Origin of the sequence: Paenibacillus andongensis (assembly GCF_025369935.1) — a bacterium.
GTDB classification, from domain to species: Bacteria; Bacillota; Bacilli; order Paenibacillales; family NBRC-103111; genus Paenibacillus_E; species Paenibacillus_E andongensis.
Map to the genome: position 1 here is coordinate 6,318,756 of NZ_CP104467.1, position 17,690 is coordinate 6,336,445.

Sequence of the window (17,690 nt, forward strand, 5' to 3'; positions counted from 1 at the left end):
TCGAAAAAATAGCCCAGTCGAGTCATACTCTTATGCTTGTCGATCAGGTAATATGGACAACATGATAAGAGATAACTTGAAGGGGGAACACGATTTATGTTTAAAAAACTGATGTTAAATGCAAGTATTATGTTGATTGGCTCCATGCTTCTCGCGGGAATCGCCAGCGCCCATGTTGTTGTCTATCCGAAAGAAGCCACACAAGGCGGTTACGAGAAATTTACGGTACGCGTGCCTTCTGAGAAAGACATTCCTACTGTAAAAGTAGAAATCAAATTCCCTATGGATGCTGTAGCGGTTTCTCGCTTCGAGCCCAAAGCAGGTTGGACCTACGAGCTAGCCAAAGATACAGCTGGAAAAATTACAGGTGTTACTTGGAAAGCAATCGGTGATGGACTGGCTAGCACGGAATTCGGTGAATTCAATATGCAAGGCAAGGTAGCGGATGCGGCTACGGAGATCGTATGGAAAGCCTATCAAACCTATAAAGATGGCAGCGTAGTTGAATGGGTCGGCGCTAATGGATCTGACAAGCCTGCGTCTGTAACAACAGTTAAAGCTAAAGCTGCAGGCGGTGCAACGACAGATAGCCACGGACAGGTAACGGCTGGAAGTGCTGCAGCGGGTGGCACATCATCCAACACTTCCCTCTACCTCTCCATTGCGGCAGTCGTACTTGGAGCTTTATCTCTGATCTTATCGCTTACAAAAAAGCGTAACTAATAAAAAGGCCTTGAGCTCTCTGTGAACAGATAGCTCAGGGCCTTTACCTATTTCCTTAAGCTTGTTTTCTTTGGTAGATTCGAAAGTAGTATTCGTAAGGATTTTTCTCGTTCCGTTCGCCTTGCTCACTGGATACCAACGTCCATTCGGACAAGTCTAGTTCGGTCATAAACGTATCCGCTTCAAACTCATGCTCGATGTGCGTAATGTACATCTTGTCCACTGCAGAAGCGAACAATCGGAAAATTTCCGCTCCGCCAATAACGAACAGCTCCTGATCACGGAAGGCATCAACCGCTTCTTGTACAGTGTGAATGACCTCACAGCCCTCCGCTTCAAACTCGGAATTCTGCGTAAGAATGACGTTGCGTCTGCCCGGTAAAGGTTTGCCAATGGAATCGTATGTCTTCCGTCCCATGAGAATAGGGTGCCCCATCGTAACGGTTTTGAAAAACTTCAGGTCCCCAGGTAAATGCCATGGCAATTTATTATTTAAACCGATCGCTCGGTTACGATCCATCGCGAAAATAAATGAGATACTCATACACAGGCCCCTCCTTTCGTCAGATGTTGTTTATACAGCCACAGGTGCTTTAATCGTTGGATGCGGATTGTAATCCAGCATTTCAATATCACTAACGTCGAAATCAAATATAGAAGCGACATCCTTATTCAGCTTGAGCGTTGGCAGATCTCGCGGCTCGCGGCTGAGCAGGGTTTGAATTTGATCCATATGATTCGTATAGATATGGGCATCTCCGATCGTATGGACGAATTCACCGACGCCTAACCCGCATTCATGCGCAATAAGATGCGTCAGCAATGCATAGCCAGCGATGTTGAAAGGGACGCCGAGGAACGTATCTGCGCTGCGTTGATATAATTGGCAGGATAGCTTGCCTTCCGCCACATAAAACTGAAACAAGGTGTGACAAGGTGGAAGCGCCATACTGGGCACGTCCTCCGGATTCCATGCAGATACGATGAGACGGCGAGAATCAGGGTTCGTTTTGATCATATGAATAACCTCTTTGAGCTGATCAATCGTGCCTCCCTGCGTTGTCGTCCAATCCCTCCATTGTTTGCCGTAGACATCCCCCAGCTCACCGTATTGCTTGGCAAACTCGTCATCCTCGAGCACCTTTTTCACAAACTCATCCATTTGCTCATCATATTGAAGCTTGAATGTCTCGTCTTGCTGTGAGCGTAACCCGAAATTACGCATATCCGGTCCCGAATAATCCGCGCTCTCCACCCATTTCTTAAAAGCCCATTCATTCCATATATGGTTATTATGTTGTAACAGATAACGAATATTCGTATCGCCTTTAATAAACCACAGCATTTCACTAGCAATTAAGCGAAAAGGCACTCTTTTCGTCGTCACCAAAGGAAATCCTGCCGCAAGATCGAAGCGCATCTGTCTGCCAAATACTGAAATTGTCCCTGTCCCTGTTCTATCTTCTTTTTTCGTACCATTGGTAAGAATATCTTGTAATAGTTCCTGATAGGCTTTCAAGCTTACGAACCTCCATCTCTATGTTACGCATGTATTTATCTATTTTACCCGCATAGAGCCTGTTTGGCTACCTGTCTACAAATGTGAATATACATTATAACAGAGGAACTCCATATTCGGAATTACGGATTATTTGATCTGAATGCAAAAAAGCTGCGCGAGGGCAGCTATCAAATATGTAAACGGAGTGTAAAGCTCATATGATTGCTCGATACTTGAGGTTGATATAGATATATCATTTCAATGTGTTCATCAAATTTGTTGATGGAAGGTGCTGGCGCGTCCGCTTCTACCATGCAAGTCAATCCGGGCAATGTCCAAACATCTGAAGCCACACTTTCCGCGAGTATGTTCTTGCCTCTGATTTCAAAATACAGCTCGATTTCCTTATTCGTGTCAAAATGAACATCAACAACTAATAGATCCTTATCCGCTTTCGCTTCGAAAGTGATACCTCTTAGATGCGAGTTCCAGTGTCCGCCTACTTCACGACGGATTAACCTCATATAATACTTGTCTCCAGACTCCGTTATCCAATGTATGGTTGCAGGATGCATCTGTCCATTGGTATTACGGCTTCCGGACATGCCGCCGATCATGAGATTCTTCTCAATCCAAGCTGTCGCTGTACAAAGATTCGTGTTTGCGCCAGGCTCGTCTCGTTCGCAAAGCTCCCTAAACTGCTTCACGACCAGTCGATCACTTTGATGTGTGATTAGCGATGGCTTGATCGCCTGAGGCACGTCAACATCGACTAATGCAATCATCGGATCGTGCTCGGATTCACAGTTGATGGCTGCCAGGTACTCGTACACTGTCCCTAATGTGAGGAAGAGAAACACACCAATCGAACTATGATCCCTCATTTCCATTTCGTAGGCGCGCGAGAAAGGACCCGAAAGGTTTTCCAGGTTAGGGTTATAGAATAACGCTATATTTTCCCAAAGACCTTTTTCAATTTCGTGACCGATTTGTTGAAACGCATCTGATTTTCCATACTTTCTCCAAAGCCCTAACACAGTGAGATCCACGCCATAATAAGTTGTTGTGTTAAATTCTGCAAACGAACCAAATTCTTTGAATGCTGCGTAAAACTTCAGCGCTTCTTGCTCGGCATGTGAGACCCAGTTCTCATTATCAAATCGATGACCAAAAAAATGGCAGATGAACATATGCATCAACTCGATATTCGAATTCATTGGTATGGCATCCGACAAACGCCGGTCGATGGATGCGCCAACGGCTTTGATCATGCTAGCATCCATCCGATCAATAAGACTTTCCGGCAGCGTTCTTTCAAAATTCGCTAGGATAACGGCAAAGGCACAAGCAATAAATTCGCGCCAATTCGGATCATAGCTTTTCCACACGGGAGGAAGCACTTGATCCACAGCTGATTGAAAAATTTGCTTTATGTTCTTAGCCTCTAAGTTTTTGGAGTCCTCAGACGTATTTGAAGATAACCTATCGACGAGCTGCTCGGATATCTTTTCAAACGTATCATTTAAAAAGTAGGCAAAGCCCGGCGCAAAGGTTTTCCAAGGAAGGTTGCCAATTGGAGGATGAGGCTCCTGAGGAGCAGTACGAAAAGTTCCATGATAAATTTCATCCGGACAGTCATACTGCATGTCTAAGACCTTTCCTAACACTTCGCAAGCTCTTTCATAATCTCCTGGTGCGTTCCGGATGAGGAGTCCCAAAGCATAATGGGCGCTCCCCCGCGTATAATGCTGATCCGGGTTATCCTTGTCCCTTAACAATTTCATTGCATGGTCATAGTTTCCATCCATATCAGCCATTGCGTGATGAATCAAGTAAAGTTGTTCATCCCTCATATGCTCCGTCATACTTTGTCTTCACATTCCCTTCTTCGTGATAATCCCCATACAGAATATCAGAAAAAATGGAATCCATAAACCCAGCTCGTTGCCTACTCTTTGGAAGCTGCGAATTGAGCCGTAGGATGATCCCGCAGCCCTTCTAACATTTGGCTCTCCATGAAATCCCAACGGGGATAAGGATGCATTTTCTCAACGTATATGGTACATTTCTAATGAAAAATATAAGAGGTTCGCAAACTCCCTCTCTAAAAAACTATGAAATGAGGAACCACCCATGTCAGCAGGAAGAAGCAATGAAGATTTGAAAGAGATTACCTTACTAGGCAATCAAGGAACCAAGTATGTCTTCAACTATGATCCAACTTTATTAGAAGCATTCGATAACAAGCACCCGAACAGAGATTACTTTGTTAAGTTTAATTTCCCTGAATTCACTAGCTTGTGTCCCGTAACTGGTCAGCCGGATTTTGCTACACTCTACATCTCCTATATTCCGAATATTAAAATGGTTGAGAGCAAATCACTAAAGCTATACCTGTTCAGCTTCCGGAATCATGGTGATTTCCACGAGGACTGCGTCAATATTATTATGAATGATTTGATCGAGCTGATGGCGCCTCGTTATATCGAGGTTTGGGGCAAATTCACCCCGCGTGGCGGCATTTCTATTGATCCTTACTGCAACTGGGGTCAACCTGGCACGAAGTTCGAAGCGATGGCTGAGCATCGATTGATGAACCATGATCTTTATCCGGAAAAAATCGATAATCGCTAATTGGCAAAATATAAGCATTAAGCCTAGTCGGCCCCTTGGATAATAGGGGTTGGTTAGGCTTTTTTTGATTCTTATTTAGGAGCAAAATGAGTTCGATGCCCTATGGTTGTCCCAGGATTACACAGCTAGAATGGGAGATACAGCAGGTTAGGAACCAAACTGACTAAACCTCATGAGGAGTTGAACACGATGGGAAGATGGAAGGCAGGCGCAGTTGGTTTCGTTTGTGGAGCCGTGTTTTTCTCCGGACTTACCTACGCGGCGACCAGTGCAGTTGGCATCGACGTTTATTTTCGCGATATTCGCTATTACTTTGACGGGTTGAACAAACAGCCCTCATCTGATTTACAAGGATTCATTTATAAAAATACGACTTATGTGCCGCTGCGCTTCATGTCTGAAGCGATGGGTAAGCCAGTCGCTTGGGAGGATGCGACCAGCTCCATCTATGTCGGGGGTAAGCCTAAACAGCTGCCTGTGCCTGAACAGTCGGGTAACGGCTCCAGTTCTGCGGCATTGCAAGTATTCCCCGAGGATAACCCTTGGAATACGGACATCTCCAAGTATCCGGTTCACGCAAACTCTGCAGGGTTCATCGCTTCGATCGGCTTGAATTCGAAGATGCATGCCGATTTCGGGACAGTCTGGGAGGGTGCTCCCATTGGCATTCCGTACACGATCGTCGATGGCAATCAACCCAAAGTGAATGTTACCTTCACGGATTACACCGACGAAAGCGATCCTGGGCCTTACCCCATTCCGGCGAATGCCCTCATAGAGGGTGGTTCCGCTAGCGACGGAGATCGTCATGTCATCGTGGTCGATAAAAGCAACCAGCTGCTATACGAGCTGTACAACGCGCGTTTTTCAAGCGATGGGTGGACAGCTTCGAATGGTGCCAAATGGGACCTTACATCCAATGCGCTAAGGACGAAATATTGGACGTCTGCAGACGCAGCGGGCTTGCCCATTTTCCCAGGACTCGTCCGATATGAAGAGGCCGCAGCAGGAGAAATCAATCATGCACTGCGTTTCACCGTGCAAAAGACGCAGCGCGGGTTCATCGCACCTGCCACTCACTACGCCTCAAGCAGTACGGATCCCAATCACCCGCCAATGGGACTAAGGCTGAGACTGCGAAGCGATTTCGATATCTCTGGCTTTTCGCCCACGAATCGGACCATCCTTCGCGCTCTTCAGAAATATGGCATGATCGTCGCCGATAACGGCAGTAATCTGTACCTCAGCGGTGCACCGAATCCGAAGTGGGATGACGATGACCTGCACAACCTCGGAAAGCTGAAGGGCAGTGATTTCGAAGTTGTTGACACCGGTAAAATCGAGAAATAAATCTATTTAAGCTGATAGAAAAGTCCGTTTGAATCAGACCATTCTGCAAAAAGAACCCGTTCATGATGGCTGATTCCACTCAGCTGCAGAAGCTGCTTAAGCCATTCCTTGTCACGGCCGAGACGCCCCAGTGCGGCTTCATTGATACTCCCATTCTCAATAATACTCTCCGGCAGGCAGACCCTTTTCTTTGGCGAATCTGCCTCCCCATTATTTAGGCTTGCCGGATCATTTTGGCGGAGCACGCTAATGCTGCCATTCGTCTCGAACAACGCATAAGCGACTTCCCTCATAGAGAACACATCATTTTCCCGCAGCAGCATACTAAGTTGACCAAAGTCTAAATTGTTGCGCTTCATCGCCTTAAAGTCGATAATCCCATCACGGATCAGTAAATCGGGTGTTCCGGTTGCATAGCGAGAAATCCAAGGGACTGTCCAAATAAACTTCTCAAGAGCAAGGGCAAGCAGTGTCCAGACCACAAGTGCGAAGACGAGATGGCTGAGATGTACATTTTCATCATAAATCGTATTTCCAACTAACTCACTGAGCATTAAGGAGGAGACAAAATCAAAAGCCGTAAGCTGAGAGATCTCTTTCTTACCCAGAAGCCGTGTCATGACCAACAATCCAACCAATGCAACAACTAACTTTACAGCTATGCTTACATACATGGTAATTTCCATTATCATCACTCCCTGATCTGTCACTTAAGCCGGTATTCCCCTTACAAGGGCAAAGTAATTGTGACAGTCGTACCGATGCCTTCCTCACTATCGTAGATTATTTCCCCATTCATCGTTTCAATAATCCGAATACTAACCGCTGTCCCTAACCCCGTTCCAACATCTTTCGTGGAATAGAACAAATTACCGATACGAGATAGCTGATCTTTTGTCATTCCCTTGCCATTATCAATGACCTTAATCTCGGCTCGGCCAACCAATCTTTTTAAGCTTACCTTTACCTCTCCGCCCGCAGGCGTCGCTTCGATCGCATTTTTAATCACATTCACCAAGGCTTGCTGCAATTGACCACGATCCGAATAAATATAAATATGATCCTCGAGATTGATCGTAATCTCAACACAATTCTTCATCGCCATCGGCGTCAGAAGCACAATAATGTTGTTTAATACGTCAGAAAATGAAAAAGATTCTAATTTGGTTAGTTTAGGCTTGGAAAAATTCAAGTAATCATTAATAATCGATTCTGCTCTCGCTAACTCTTCCATTGCGATATTCAGGTATTGTTGATTTTTCCCTTGCTCGTTCGGACGCATAAGCTGCAGAAACCCTTGAACAACCGTTAACGGATTACGAACCTCATGGGCAATAGAGGCAGCTAGCTCGCCTAGTGTTTTCATTTTTTCAGCTTTTTGGATTTGAACTTTCATTTTAAATCTTTCTTCATGTATTTCTTGCAGAATGGATGATAACCAGGTTCCTAAAACTAATAATATGCCAAAAGAGATCACAGCAGGAATAGTAGCAAGATCAAACGATTCAAAGCCTTTGTAAAGCGACACATAGCTCATCAAAATGAGCAGCATAACCAGTAACGGACTTAACGAAACCAAGATAGCAGCCTTTATTCTTGAGCTTCCTGTTAATTCTTTGAGCTTGTAAGAAGCTATAAAGGGGATAATAAAACTGAGTGTCATGCTGATGTATCCAAATATAAGCGCATCACCACCAAGATACGTGCGCATCAGCATTATCATAATGTAATTAATAAGACCTGCTAGGGGTCCCCAATAGATGCTCGAAATGACGAGGGGAACATAACGTAAGTCCCAGTACAAATCAAGTTCATAGTAAGAAAATAATAAACAAAGGGAAGAGGCTGTTCCATGGAGTAAGCCCATCACGACCGGTGACGGATCATTGCGCCATCGCTCTCCAAAGACACTCTGTAATAAGACAGGAGCAAGGACGATAAGAATGTTCAAAAATAATTTTTCTAATAACATGGTTACACGGCTCTCCCCTCGATCCATTCCTTTCAATGTTTCTGCAAGGGGAAGCGTTATCCTTTTTTTAACAGGGAAAAATATAAATGTTAAAAAAGGCTGCAACCGAGCGGCATCTCTCATTGCCGTTTAGTCATAGCCTTGTTAAATTCTTTTTAACAAATACACGTCTTCTTCTTCTTTCCTACTCGGCCCATTGATTCCACTTTATGAATATATTCACTCGCAAGCGGTACTTTACAAGCTGTTTGACCGACATCGACATGAACCTTGCCAATCTCATTAGCGACTTCCGTCGCGGCTTCAAATAGTGGTAAACAATACGCACCCACCGTAATCACGAAGGTGTTCATTGTATATCTAACGCGATTTCTTTCCGCATGAATCGTTGTTCTCACCTGCTCAAGCAGCTGCGCAATCTCATGAAGATCGAGCTTCTCATCGGGTGTGATACTAATATAGTTGGCATAAGTGCTCCATCCGCATGTGGCAATTAATTCGTCGGGAGATTGCAGCCATTCCCGTGCCAATTGGAGCGCGCTGCTGCTTTCTGCAGCCACGCCCGCAACTGTATACTCGGTAAGCATATACCAATAGGCTTGCTTCGCCCAATTCTGAAGTTCTTGTTTCGTCATTGTTTTCGGATCAATGGAGAGTCCGGCTAAGTACATCGCGTCCGTATTGCCTGAATCGTATAGAGCGAGGGTTAGCGCACGGTCTTTTTTGACGAATTTGACCAGCTTCTTCAGATCACCTACTTTTACGCCGAATAAAGGCTCCTGCGCACCATGCCGAAGAAACGTTTTCTTCGTTTGCTCGCTTCCGAGCTCCTCTAGGTTATTCATTACCTCTTCAAATGTCATAGCTTCACCACTCAACATTCATTTTTCCGTATTGTATCATAGGGCAGATCTTGATGTGAAATTCCTTCGGCTTTGCAAATATAAAGAGCCGAGAGGGAGACCCCGCCGACTCTCATGTAAGCGCATACAGACTCCTTGTGACCCTCATCATACTCTCTTTCAAGCTAATTTTATTGTCATTTATTTAGGTTATAGAGGGGTATTATTAGGATTTGGCTGTCTTCGGCAGCAAGCCACGGACAGCTATATGCATAAAGTGCGGTCTAGCCTTGGCCAGCGTTATATGCAAAAAGTGCAGCAAAATGAAGTGATGCTGGCTCTTTGGGCGGGATTACCTGCATAAAGTGCAGCAAATATCCTCATTTCAAGATAAATCGGGCAGTAGCCGCCGAATTTGATGCACTATTGCACCTAGAATTAAAAGTGGACATCTCTTAAGTGAAACTAAGATAATATCAATAAGAGGGAGAGGTGTCCGGGATGGAACGAAATCGTTATAGTGAAGAATTTAAGAAGCAGACAGTGAAGTACATCTTAGAGCAAGGTAAATCAATGCCGCAGATGTCCGAAGAGCTCGGGATATCTGCGGGTGTTCTGCACAACTGGAAAGCTACATACCGTGACGAATTTCAGACGGAGTCAGTAATTACTCCGGAAAGAGTGCGCCAGCTTGAGCAACAGTTACGTGAAAAAGATCTGGAGTACCAGGAGAAAGAACGCCAAAATCAAGATCTCCAAGAGGAACTCGCTATTTTAAAAAAGGCGCTGCACATCTTCAGCAAAGAAAAGAACTAAGGTTCCAATTCATCGAGGATCATCGCTCCGAGTTTCGATTGGAGAAGATGTGTGACGTGCTACAAGTGTCTAGGAGCGGCTATTACAAATGGAAAACTGTTGTTGTGTCCGAGCGTAACAAGCGCAAAGAGGAACTAACTAAACGCATTAAGTGGCATTTTTATGATTCGGATGAAACTTATGGCAGCCCGAGGATATTCAAAGAACTTGTGAAAGAAGGCTGGACCGTAGCGGAACGTACGGTGGGTCTTATTATGCGCGAACATGGATTACGTTCGTGTATGGCGCGGAAGTTCAGGGTCACTACGACAGATTCTAATCACGATCAGCCCATTGCTCCCAATATCCTTGAGCAAGACTTTAAAGCAACGAAACCAAATGAAAAGTGGGTAGCTGACATAACCTACATTCCTTGCCGTCAAGGGAGGCTCTATCTGGCTAGCATCATGGATCTGCACACGAAACAAATCGTTGGATGGAAACTTAGCGATCGAATGACGACTGACTTGGTAATGGATGCGCTAAATCAGGCATACGCCTCTAAGAAGCCAGGCAAAGGTCTTATCCATCATTCTGATCGCGGCTCCCAGTATGCCTCAAAGGAGTACCGTGAGCAGTTAGCAAGCTACGGTATGAAGCCAAGCATGAGTCGTAAGGGCAACTGTTATGACAATGCTTGTATTGAGGCTTTTCACAGCATCTTAAAACGTGAGTGTATCTACAGCAAACCCAAATTTAAGACGAAGCAAGAAGCGCAGGAGAAGTTGTTCCGATACCTCGAAATCTTTTACAACCGGAAACGATCTAACAGCACGATTGGCTACATGTCTCCGTTACGCTTCGAAAAGTTGTACTACCAGAACGCAGCTTAACTAAAGAAGTGTCCACTTTCTTGACAGAAGAGCATATCTGCATCTTCTCTCCCTGAAAACGCTGATTTAGATAGATTTAGCTGCACTAATTACATCATCTCTTGGTTTTTCATCCTTCCCCTGAGACCAAGTACACCACTAAGTACACATAGCTAGCTACTCTAAGAGATATAATACTTTGCGTGTGACCTAATTAGACGATCAAAAAACAACAGGGTGAGTTATCGAGAATTGCAGCAGCTCGCTTTTCATTTCAAAGGATGGATTGTCCTAAGCAGCAACAAGAAAAAACCGATCCACTGGAATCGGCATTTGTCATCTTTTATTCAAAACTAATATAAAGGTTTCGTTTGGTACACAGGCGGTTGTGGCTGCGGGCATTGCGGGAACGGGAGAATATCTTGAATTTGATTGAAGGCATAATGTTTCATAGCAAATTGGGTGTGATATAAATATTCGATCACATAAATAGACCCACCTTGAATATTACACAGAATACCAGAAACTCCGGTGCCGTCCACTAGGGATACACCTACTGGGCTTCCGATCCAGGCATACGCTTTATGCTGTAATGACATAGGTCATCACCTCCTGAATTACCTTATGCGGCGATGCGCCCAAGGGTTCAGTTTACTTTGCGCTTCTCCACCCGCACACGGCCCGAGAAGAACGTAGCGCCGCCGCCCATATCGGCTACTCGGTCCGGCGTAAGCGCGTTAACCAACGCTTTGTTCCCCGACAAATCCGCCCAAAGCCCTTGGCTTACAACCACGCCTGGCAGCACATCCGAGCCAGCCGCAACGACTAAATCGCACTCTCCGCGATCATTCCATACACGGGCAACATCACCACTGACCAAGCCTAACGTGGATGCATCCGTCTCATTCATATGAAGCTTCGGCGTTTTCTCCATTCGGATATGCTTCTCATTATGCGCAAACGTCGAATTCAGGAAGTTATGATTCGGTGCTGGAATGAACAAGAATGGCAGATCTCCTTCATCCACTAGTGGCGTATATGTCGGAAGCGGCGGGAACCCTTTACTCTCCATCACATGAGAATACAGCTCAATCTTCCCGCTTGGTGTCTTTAATTCCCCAGGGAATAATGGCTTAACATCCGCTTTGATAAACTGTTTTTCCAGTAGTGTTTCATACGATATATGGTTCAAAGCTGGGTTTCCGGGATGATCCAAAGCCTGGCGAATCAACGCTTCATCGGTATCCCGCAAAGCTTCGTCCTCATAACCCATCCCCTCCGCCAACAATCGAAACACATCCACATTCGCTTTACTTTCCCCATAAGGAGCCATGACGGGAAGCTGAATGTGCATATATTGATGCCAATAGGAGCGGTAAAAGTCCGTATTTTCAAAGGAGGACGTCGCTGGAAGCACAATATCCGCGTACTTCGCGGTTTCCGTCAGAAACAGGTCATGAACCACGGTGAACAGATCCTCCCGCTGAAGTCCCTCTCTCACCTTATTCGCATGAGGAGCAACTAACGCTGGATTGGAATTGTACACATAGAGCGAATGAATAGGCGGATCAAGCTCCAGCAAGGCGCTCCCGAGTAAATTCATATTGATTTGGCGAGCTTCCTTCTCCCGCAAATCAGGTCGCTGTAAAGCTGGAATATTGTGCTCCAAGTAGCTGCCATTTCCTTTAATCGCGCCGCCGCCTTTGTGCAGCCACTGTCCCGTTAACGCTGGCAAGCAGGCTATTGTTCGCACACACATACCACCGTTATCATGGTGCTGAATGCCGTTTCCAATCCGAATAAAAGATGGCGAAGTCTGACCGTATAAGCGAGCTAAACGGAAGAGGTCTCGGGTAGGTACGCCCGTTATTGTAGATACCACAGAAGGATCATATTGACGCACATGTTCCCTCAGCTCCTCATGCCCAGCGGTATATTGCTGCATAAAGGCTTCATCGACCAAATTCTCCTCGAACAAGATATGCATGATTCCGAGAGCAAGGGCAGCATCGGTTCCTGGCAAAATCGGAATAAACCAGTCCGCCCAGCGGCCTGTTTGGTTCTTGTGAGCGTCAATCACGATGATTTGCGCGCCATTCTTACGGGCTTTCTCTGCCAACATGACCTGATGCATATTCGTGCTGACCGCATTAATGCCCCACATGATGATCAGCTTGGCATGAACCGTATCCTCTGGATCGGTCCCGAAGCTGCCTCCCATTGTATACTTATAGCCTTCAGTACCTGCTGATTCACAGATCGAATAAAGCAGTCGGCTCGCACCCATCCGATTGAAAAAACGACGATCCATCCCTTCCGTCCCAATCCGCCCCATGTTGCCATAGAAGCTGTAAGGCAGAATAGATTCGGCTCCTTCATCTGCGATTAGCTGCTTCCAGCGACTTGTTATGGTTTCGATCGCTTCTTCCCAAGTGATTCTTTCAAATTGACTGCCTTCACCCTTAGGGCCCACGCGCTTCAAGGGATACTGCAGTCTTTTATCATCATATATACGCGCCGTCATATTCCGAACTTTATTGCAAATAGCCCCTTGTGTTACCGGGTGATTGGGGTCTCCCTCTATTTTAACGATCTTCCCAGCTTCTTTATGAAGCAGCAGGCCGCATTGATCTGGACAGTCCAGTGAGCATACGGCTGGGAAAATGCCATTTGGCTCATCACGCATCTTTGTAAGCATTTAGACACTCCTTTCAACACTTCCATTCTTTTTTACTATATACCGAAATGAAGCGAAGCGAAAGTCTCTTTACACTTAATACAACTGCTCCACGGCCCAATCCCCTTCGAGCGGATCGCAGCCCACAAGAGGCAGCTTTAATGCCTTAATGGCTAGTTGCAAATATTCACCTTTGAAACTGATTTTTTGGGACACAGGAGGTGATAGCTGCTGTAGAGCGTCCATATCTTTCGAATAAATAGCAGCGTCCCATCTTACTTTAGCGATAATGCGTGCTGTAATTTCATGCGGAATTCCTTTTGCTCGAGATATAAGCTCGGCAGCTGCATGAGGATTATTCCTAATAAACGTATGGACCCGAACATGTGCTTTTAAGTAAGCAACTGCGTCTCCTTCATGATGTCGCGCCCAATTCTCATCCGCAACAATTCCTGTTAAATAATTCTCCCCCATTCCTTCTGGAAAAAGCACCTGACCTAAACTCTGGTATTGTGCCAAGCTAATATACGGTTCCCACATGACACTTCCGGCAAGCTTCCGTTTCACGATCCCCGCCATGCATTCATCCATTTCTTTATGTTCAAAATGATTCTCCTGTCCGCCAAGCGATTGAAGCAGTTTCGATAAACGATAACCCGCGCTCGATTGCGCTGCCGATGAAAGCGGCCACCCGATAATCTCCGAGATATCGTTGATTTCCAGCCCTTTGCGCATAACGAGTGAAATCCCTTGCCCACCGGAGGTTTTACCGTCAAAGGCGAGTAGAATAGGACGAAATGCAGGCAGCGTCTGACGAAGTGATTGGCTGAGCACAATCGGATAGTCTCCCAAAGAAGCAATCTGTATGCTGCCCCCGATCAATCCCTGCAGAAGCAATGTTCCATTAGCTGCATCCAACCATTTTACATGAACAGAACGGTTAGGATTCACTAAGATGAGCTCTTCCTCCAACCAGCCGAGCTCTTTCATGATGAGCGCTGTCCACATATGGGCCGTTCCGCTTTGATAACCAATCGTTATCGTGGGCAGGTCCTTGGAAGTGACGGTTTTGGAGGAGCCTGAGGTAAGTGCCGGATTCTGTAGGCTAAAAGAGTGATGACGAACCCACTGTTCCAGTTCAGTCTTATCAATTAAGATCTCTTTCCCTATTTTCACAAAAGGAAGCTGCTTTAATTTACGCCATCTGTCAAAGGTGGATCGACTTACACCAAGCAGATCGATCGCATCATGCAAAGAAATGAGGTTGAATCGCTGTGAAGTCATGGTCATCACGCCTCCTGCCGGGGTTAAGATGGTCATTCGTCGTCATTCATGTTCATGTGTTTCCAATTCATTGACAGTTCACTAGGCTGAGATTATATTTCATTATAGAAATATATTCATAGTAAGTCTATAGGAATTATGCAATTTACGACCGGACCTCTGGAGATAACTTGGTTAGAAATCAACGAAAGCAAATTATCGTTAGGGGGATATGAACATGACTCATTTTGCTAAGAAAAGCTGCACGACAGCCATCGTATTACTTCTTGCCTCCTCTTTATTATTGACAGCCTGCGGCAAAACAGAGACGACGGTATCTGCAAGCGGCGGTGCACCTGAAGTAACCGAGCTTCGTTATCAAGGAGGTGTTGGCTCCGTTACTTTTCCAGAATTAGCTGATGATCTGGGGTACTTAGCTCCTTTGAAGCTGAAATTTATCGGCAACACGATTAGCGGTCCTCAAGATATTCAATCCGTCGTTACAGGGGATACCGACTTTGGCGGAGCTTTTAATGGGGCCATCGTGAAATTGATATCCGCCAAAGCTCCGATTAAGCCAGTGATTGCTTATTATGGTGTCGATGAGAATACGTGGACGGGATATTACGTGTTGGATGGCAGCCCTATCAAATCTGCTAAGGACTTAATTGGCAAAAAAATTGCAGTCAATACGCTAGGCGCTCACCATGAATTCGTCATTAAGGAATACTTGCACAGAGCAGGCCTAACGGCGGAGGAGATTAAGCAAGTCACACTAGTTGTCGTACCGCCGGTCACAACGGAACAGACGCTGCGCGCGGAACAAATCGATGTAGCCACACTAGGCGGTGTACTGCGTGACAAAGCGCTGGAGCGCGGCGGCATCCACCCTTTATTTAAGGATATTGATCTGTTTGGCACCTTTAGTGCCGGCAGTTACGTGCTGACTGATAAATTCATCAAAGCGAATCCGAATGCCTCGCGTAAATTTGTTGAAGCAACTGCCAAAGCGATTGAGTGGGCTCGCACGACTCCGCGGGATGAAGTTGTTGCTCGTTATGAGAAAATCATTAACGCACGAGGCAGGAAAGAAGATACTTCTATTGTGAAGTTTTGGAAAAGCACCGGTATTGCCGGTAAAGGCGGCTTGATCTCTGACAAGGAATTCGATACTTGGATCCATTGGCTGGAGGATGAAGGCGTCCTTAAAGAAGGGCAATTGAAGCTCAAAGGTCTGTATACGAATGAATTCAATCCTTTTGTAAATGAGAAAAAGTAACTGCGTATAAAGCCAGATTCCGACTGGCGAAACCGTTAAGGAGGTGCTGCAAATGACAGCTAAAATAAGCATTCAGCATGTGCAGAAATCGTTTCGAATCCAAAGAAACCTAGGGCATTTGAAAGAAGATTTACAGCCTATTTCCGCCCTAAAGGATATCAATTTGGAGGTGAAGAAGGGTGAGTTCATGGTTATCGTCGGCCCTAGCGGCTGCGGCAAATCAACATTGCTCGACTTACTTGCGGGCTTAACGAAGCCAAGCAGCGGCCAGATTTTGTTAGATGGCAAGGCCATTAATGGACCGAATCTGGATCGCGGCATCGTGTTTCAGCAATATGCGCTTTTCCCGTGGAAGACGACGCTTGCGAATGTGGAGTTTGGCCTCGAAGCCAAAGGGGTGAGTCGCAAAGAACGCCGCAAAACTGCCCTAGAGTTTATTCATTTGGTCGGGCTTGCCGGCTTCGAAAACCGTTATCCCCATGAGATTTCTGGAGGCATGAAACAGCGGGTTGCGATCGCCAGAAGCTTGGCCTACGATCCTGAAGTGCTGCTGATGGATGAACCCTTTGCTGCGCTTGATGCGCAAACTCGTGAAACCCTGCAAAGCGAACTGCTGCGTATTTGGGAGGCTACCCAAAAAACGATCATTTTCATCACGCATGGCATTGAAGAAGCTGTTTACTTAGGCCAGCGTGTCGCTGTCATGACCTCTCGTCCAGGGAGAATCAAGAAAGTGATTGATATCCCTTTTGAATCACGAAGAAGTGAAGAAGATTTGCGATCACATCCTGACTTCGTCAAGCTGCGCCATGAGGTATGGGATTTGCTTAAAGACGAAGTAACGAAAGCCCAGGAGCAAGAAATAGCCAAGAGCTTGGATAGCTTTGAGAACAATAAATCTGCGGTAAAAGGGGGCGTTGTGAATGGCTAGTGTGAATGCGGGGAAAGCCCTCGTTCTACGTGAAAAAGACAGCTCTGATACGATCGGATGGTCCTTAGCGAAGCTGAGAAAGCTGTTCAAAAATGCCATTGTCATCGTGGCCTTGCTTTTCGTATGGGAAGTGGCGCCTCGCTTAGGGCTCGTTGACCGGACGTTCTTCCCTCCGATCTCCGAAATAGCGGCTGCTTGGTGGCAGCTGCTGCTGTCGGGTGATCTTACCGAGCATACGATTGCCAGCTTATCGCGTTCATTGGGCGGATTTACGCTGGCCATCCTCATCAGTATCCCTCTTGGTCTGGCCATCGGGTGGTGGAAGCCGGTATCGGAGTATCTCAATCCCTTGCTCGAATTATTGCGAAATACGGCTGCACTTGCCATACTGCCGGTCTTCATTCTATTGCTCGGACTTGGTGAAACATCGAAGATTGCTATTGTATTCTACGCCTGCACGTTCCCCCTTCTGCTCAATACCATTAGCGGCGTCAAAAATGTCGATCCACTTTTGATCAAATCAGCTCGTTCGATGGGTTTATCGCCAGTTAGTTTATTTCGCAAAGTGATTATTCCCGCGGCAACTCCGACTATTTTCGTAGGCATTCGGCAGGCTGGAGCTGGCTCTATTCTCGTGCTCGTCGCCGCTGAGATGGTCGGTGCGAAGTCCGGTCTCGGTTACTTAATTCAATACGCACAGTTCAGCTTTCAAATTACGAATATGTACGCTGGCATTATCTCGATTTCCGTTATTGGTTTAATCATTAATTACCTGCTCGTTACGCTTGAGAAGAGATTAACAGGCTGGAAGCAAACCTATAGTGAGTAAAAAAATTAAAAGGGTGCGTGAG

General features: G+C 45.9%; 17 protein-coding genes and 1 riboswitch. Of the genes, 8 read left to right on the plus strand and 9 right to left on the minus strand.

The window, feature by feature from the left end:
• The first annotated feature begins 96 nt into the window (after positions 1 to 96).
• Positions 97 to 723 (plus strand): YcnI family copper-binding membrane protein, encoded by a 627-nt coding sequence (locus NYR53_RS28275; protein ID WP_261302401.1) that lies wholly within the window; start codon positions 97 to 99, stop codon positions 721 to 723.
• Positions 724 to 778: 55 nt separating this feature from the next.
• Here NYR53_RS28275 and NYR53_RS28280 read toward each other — a convergent pair whose 3' ends face one another.
• The 3 genes from NYR53_RS28280 to NYR53_RS28290 form a co-directional block, all read right to left on the minus strand.
• Positions 779 to 1,267, minus strand: a complete 489-nt coding sequence (locus NYR53_RS28280; RefSeq protein ID WP_261302402.1) for a dihydrofolate reductase — start codon at positions 1,265 to 1,267, stop codon at positions 779 to 781.
• A 30-nt stretch (positions 1,268 to 1,297) separates the two neighbouring features.
• On the minus strand, positions 1,298 to 2,242 hold the full coding sequence (locus NYR53_RS28285) for a thymidylate synthase (protein ID WP_261302403.1): 945 nt from the start codon (positions 2,240 to 2,242) through the stop codon (positions 1,298 to 1,300).
• A gap of 170 nt (positions 2,243 to 2,412) precedes the next feature.
• Positions 2,413 to 4,089, minus strand: a complete 1,677-nt coding sequence (locus NYR53_RS28290) for a DUF8769 domain-containing protein (protein ID WP_261302404.1) — start codon at positions 4,087 to 4,089, stop codon at positions 2,413 to 2,415.
• Positions 4,090 to 4,302: 213 nt separating this feature from the next.
• Positions 4,303 to 4,346, plus strand: a riboswitch (PreQ1 riboswitch).
• Between the two features lie 11 nt (positions 4,347 to 4,357).
• On the opposite strand from NYR53_RS28290, the gene queF reads away from it, so the two are divergent.
• A complete protein-coding gene (gene queF / locus NYR53_RS28295) occupies positions 4,358 to 4,858 on the plus strand; it encodes a preQ(1) synthase (protein WP_029198588.1) in 501 nt (166 codons plus the stop codon).
• A gap of 189 nt (positions 4,859 to 5,047) precedes the next feature.
• Positions 5,048 to 6,208 carry a stalk domain-containing protein gene (locus NYR53_RS28300; RefSeq protein ID WP_261302405.1) on the plus strand — a complete coding sequence of 387 codons (1,161 nt, stop codon included), beginning with the start codon at positions 5,048 to 5,050 and terminating at the stop codon, positions 6,206 to 6,208.
• 2 nt (positions 6,209 to 6,210) lie between these two features.
• On the opposite strand, the gene NYR53_RS28305 is transcribed toward NYR53_RS28300, so the two are convergent.
• From NYR53_RS28305 to NYR53_RS28315, 3 genes are all read right to left on the minus strand, one after another.
• Positions 6,211 to 6,894: a DUF421 domain-containing protein gene (locus NYR53_RS28305; RefSeq protein ID WP_261302406.1), complete on the minus strand. Its 684-nt coding sequence runs from the start codon at positions 6,892 to 6,894 to the stop codon at positions 6,211 to 6,213.
• A 41-nt stretch (positions 6,895 to 6,935) separates the two neighbouring features.
• Entirely contained in the window at positions 6,936 to 8,180 is a 1,245-nt protein-coding gene (locus NYR53_RS28310; protein WP_261302407.1) for an ATP-binding protein, read from the minus strand.
• 155 nt (positions 8,181 to 8,335) lie between these two features.
• Positions 8,336 to 9,043, minus strand: a complete 708-nt coding sequence (locus tag NYR53_RS28315; RefSeq protein ID WP_261302408.1) for a DNA alkylation repair protein — start codon at positions 9,041 to 9,043, stop codon at positions 8,336 to 8,338.
• 480 nt (positions 9,044 to 9,523) lie between these two features.
• Between NYR53_RS28315 and NYR53_RS28320 the strand changes: the two genes are divergently transcribed.
• Positions 9,524 to 9,838 carry a transposase gene (locus NYR53_RS28320; protein WP_261300801.1) on the plus strand — a complete coding sequence of 105 codons (315 nt, stop codon included), beginning with the start codon at positions 9,524 to 9,526 and terminating at the stop codon, positions 9,836 to 9,838.
• Positions 9,839 to 9,849: 11 nt separating this feature from the next.
• Entirely contained in the window at positions 9,850 to 10,710 is an 861-nt protein-coding gene (locus NYR53_RS28325; protein ID WP_261306429.1) for an IS3 family transposase, read from the plus strand.
• A gap of 332 nt (positions 10,711 to 11,042) precedes the next feature.
• Here the strand turns inward: NYR53_RS28325 and NYR53_RS28330 are convergent, their stop codons facing one another.
• The 3 genes from NYR53_RS28330 to NYR53_RS28340 form a co-directional block, all read right to left on the minus strand.
• On the minus strand, positions 11,043 to 11,288 hold the full coding sequence (locus NYR53_RS28330) for a hypothetical protein (RefSeq protein ID WP_261302409.1): 246 nt from the start codon (positions 11,286 to 11,288) through the stop codon (positions 11,043 to 11,045).
• A 47-nt stretch (positions 11,289 to 11,335) separates the two neighbouring features.
• Complete coding sequence (locus tag NYR53_RS28335; protein WP_261302410.1) at positions 11,336 to 13,387, minus strand: molybdopterin oxidoreductase family protein; 2,052 nt, start codon at positions 13,385 to 13,387, stop codon at positions 11,336 to 11,338.
• A 75-nt stretch (positions 13,388 to 13,462) separates the two neighbouring features.
• The gene (locus tag NYR53_RS28340; RefSeq protein ID WP_261302411.1) at positions 13,463 to 14,650 is read right to left on the minus strand and encodes a helix-turn-helix domain-containing protein; all 1,188 of its coding nucleotides are present in this window, start codon (positions 14,648 to 14,650) and stop codon (positions 13,463 to 13,465) included.
• A 217-nt stretch (positions 14,651 to 14,867) separates the two neighbouring features.
• Here NYR53_RS28340 and NYR53_RS28345 point away from each other — a divergent pair, with 217 nt between their 5' ends.
• The 3 genes from NYR53_RS28345 to NYR53_RS28355 are packed head-to-tail and all read left to right on the plus strand — an operon-like array spanning position 14,868 to position 17,668.
• Positions 14,868 to 15,908, plus strand: a complete 1,041-nt coding sequence (locus tag NYR53_RS28345) for an ABC transporter substrate-binding protein (RefSeq protein WP_261302412.1) — start codon at positions 14,868 to 14,870, stop codon at positions 15,906 to 15,908.
• A 52-nt stretch (positions 15,909 to 15,960) separates the two neighbouring features.
• Positions 15,961 to 16,839 carry an ABC transporter ATP-binding protein gene (locus NYR53_RS28350; RefSeq protein WP_261302413.1) on the plus strand — a complete coding sequence of 293 codons (879 nt, stop codon included), beginning with the start codon at positions 15,961 to 15,963 and terminating at the stop codon, positions 16,837 to 16,839.
• Positions 16,832 to 17,668: an ABC transporter permease gene (locus NYR53_RS28355; RefSeq protein ID WP_261302414.1), complete on the plus strand. Its 837-nt coding sequence runs from the start codon at positions 16,832 to 16,834 to the stop codon at positions 17,666 to 17,668. The genes NYR53_RS28350 and NYR53_RS28355 overlap by 8 nt, the downstream gene beginning before the upstream one ends.
• The last annotated feature ends 22 nt before the right edge of the window (positions 17,669 to 17,690 follow it).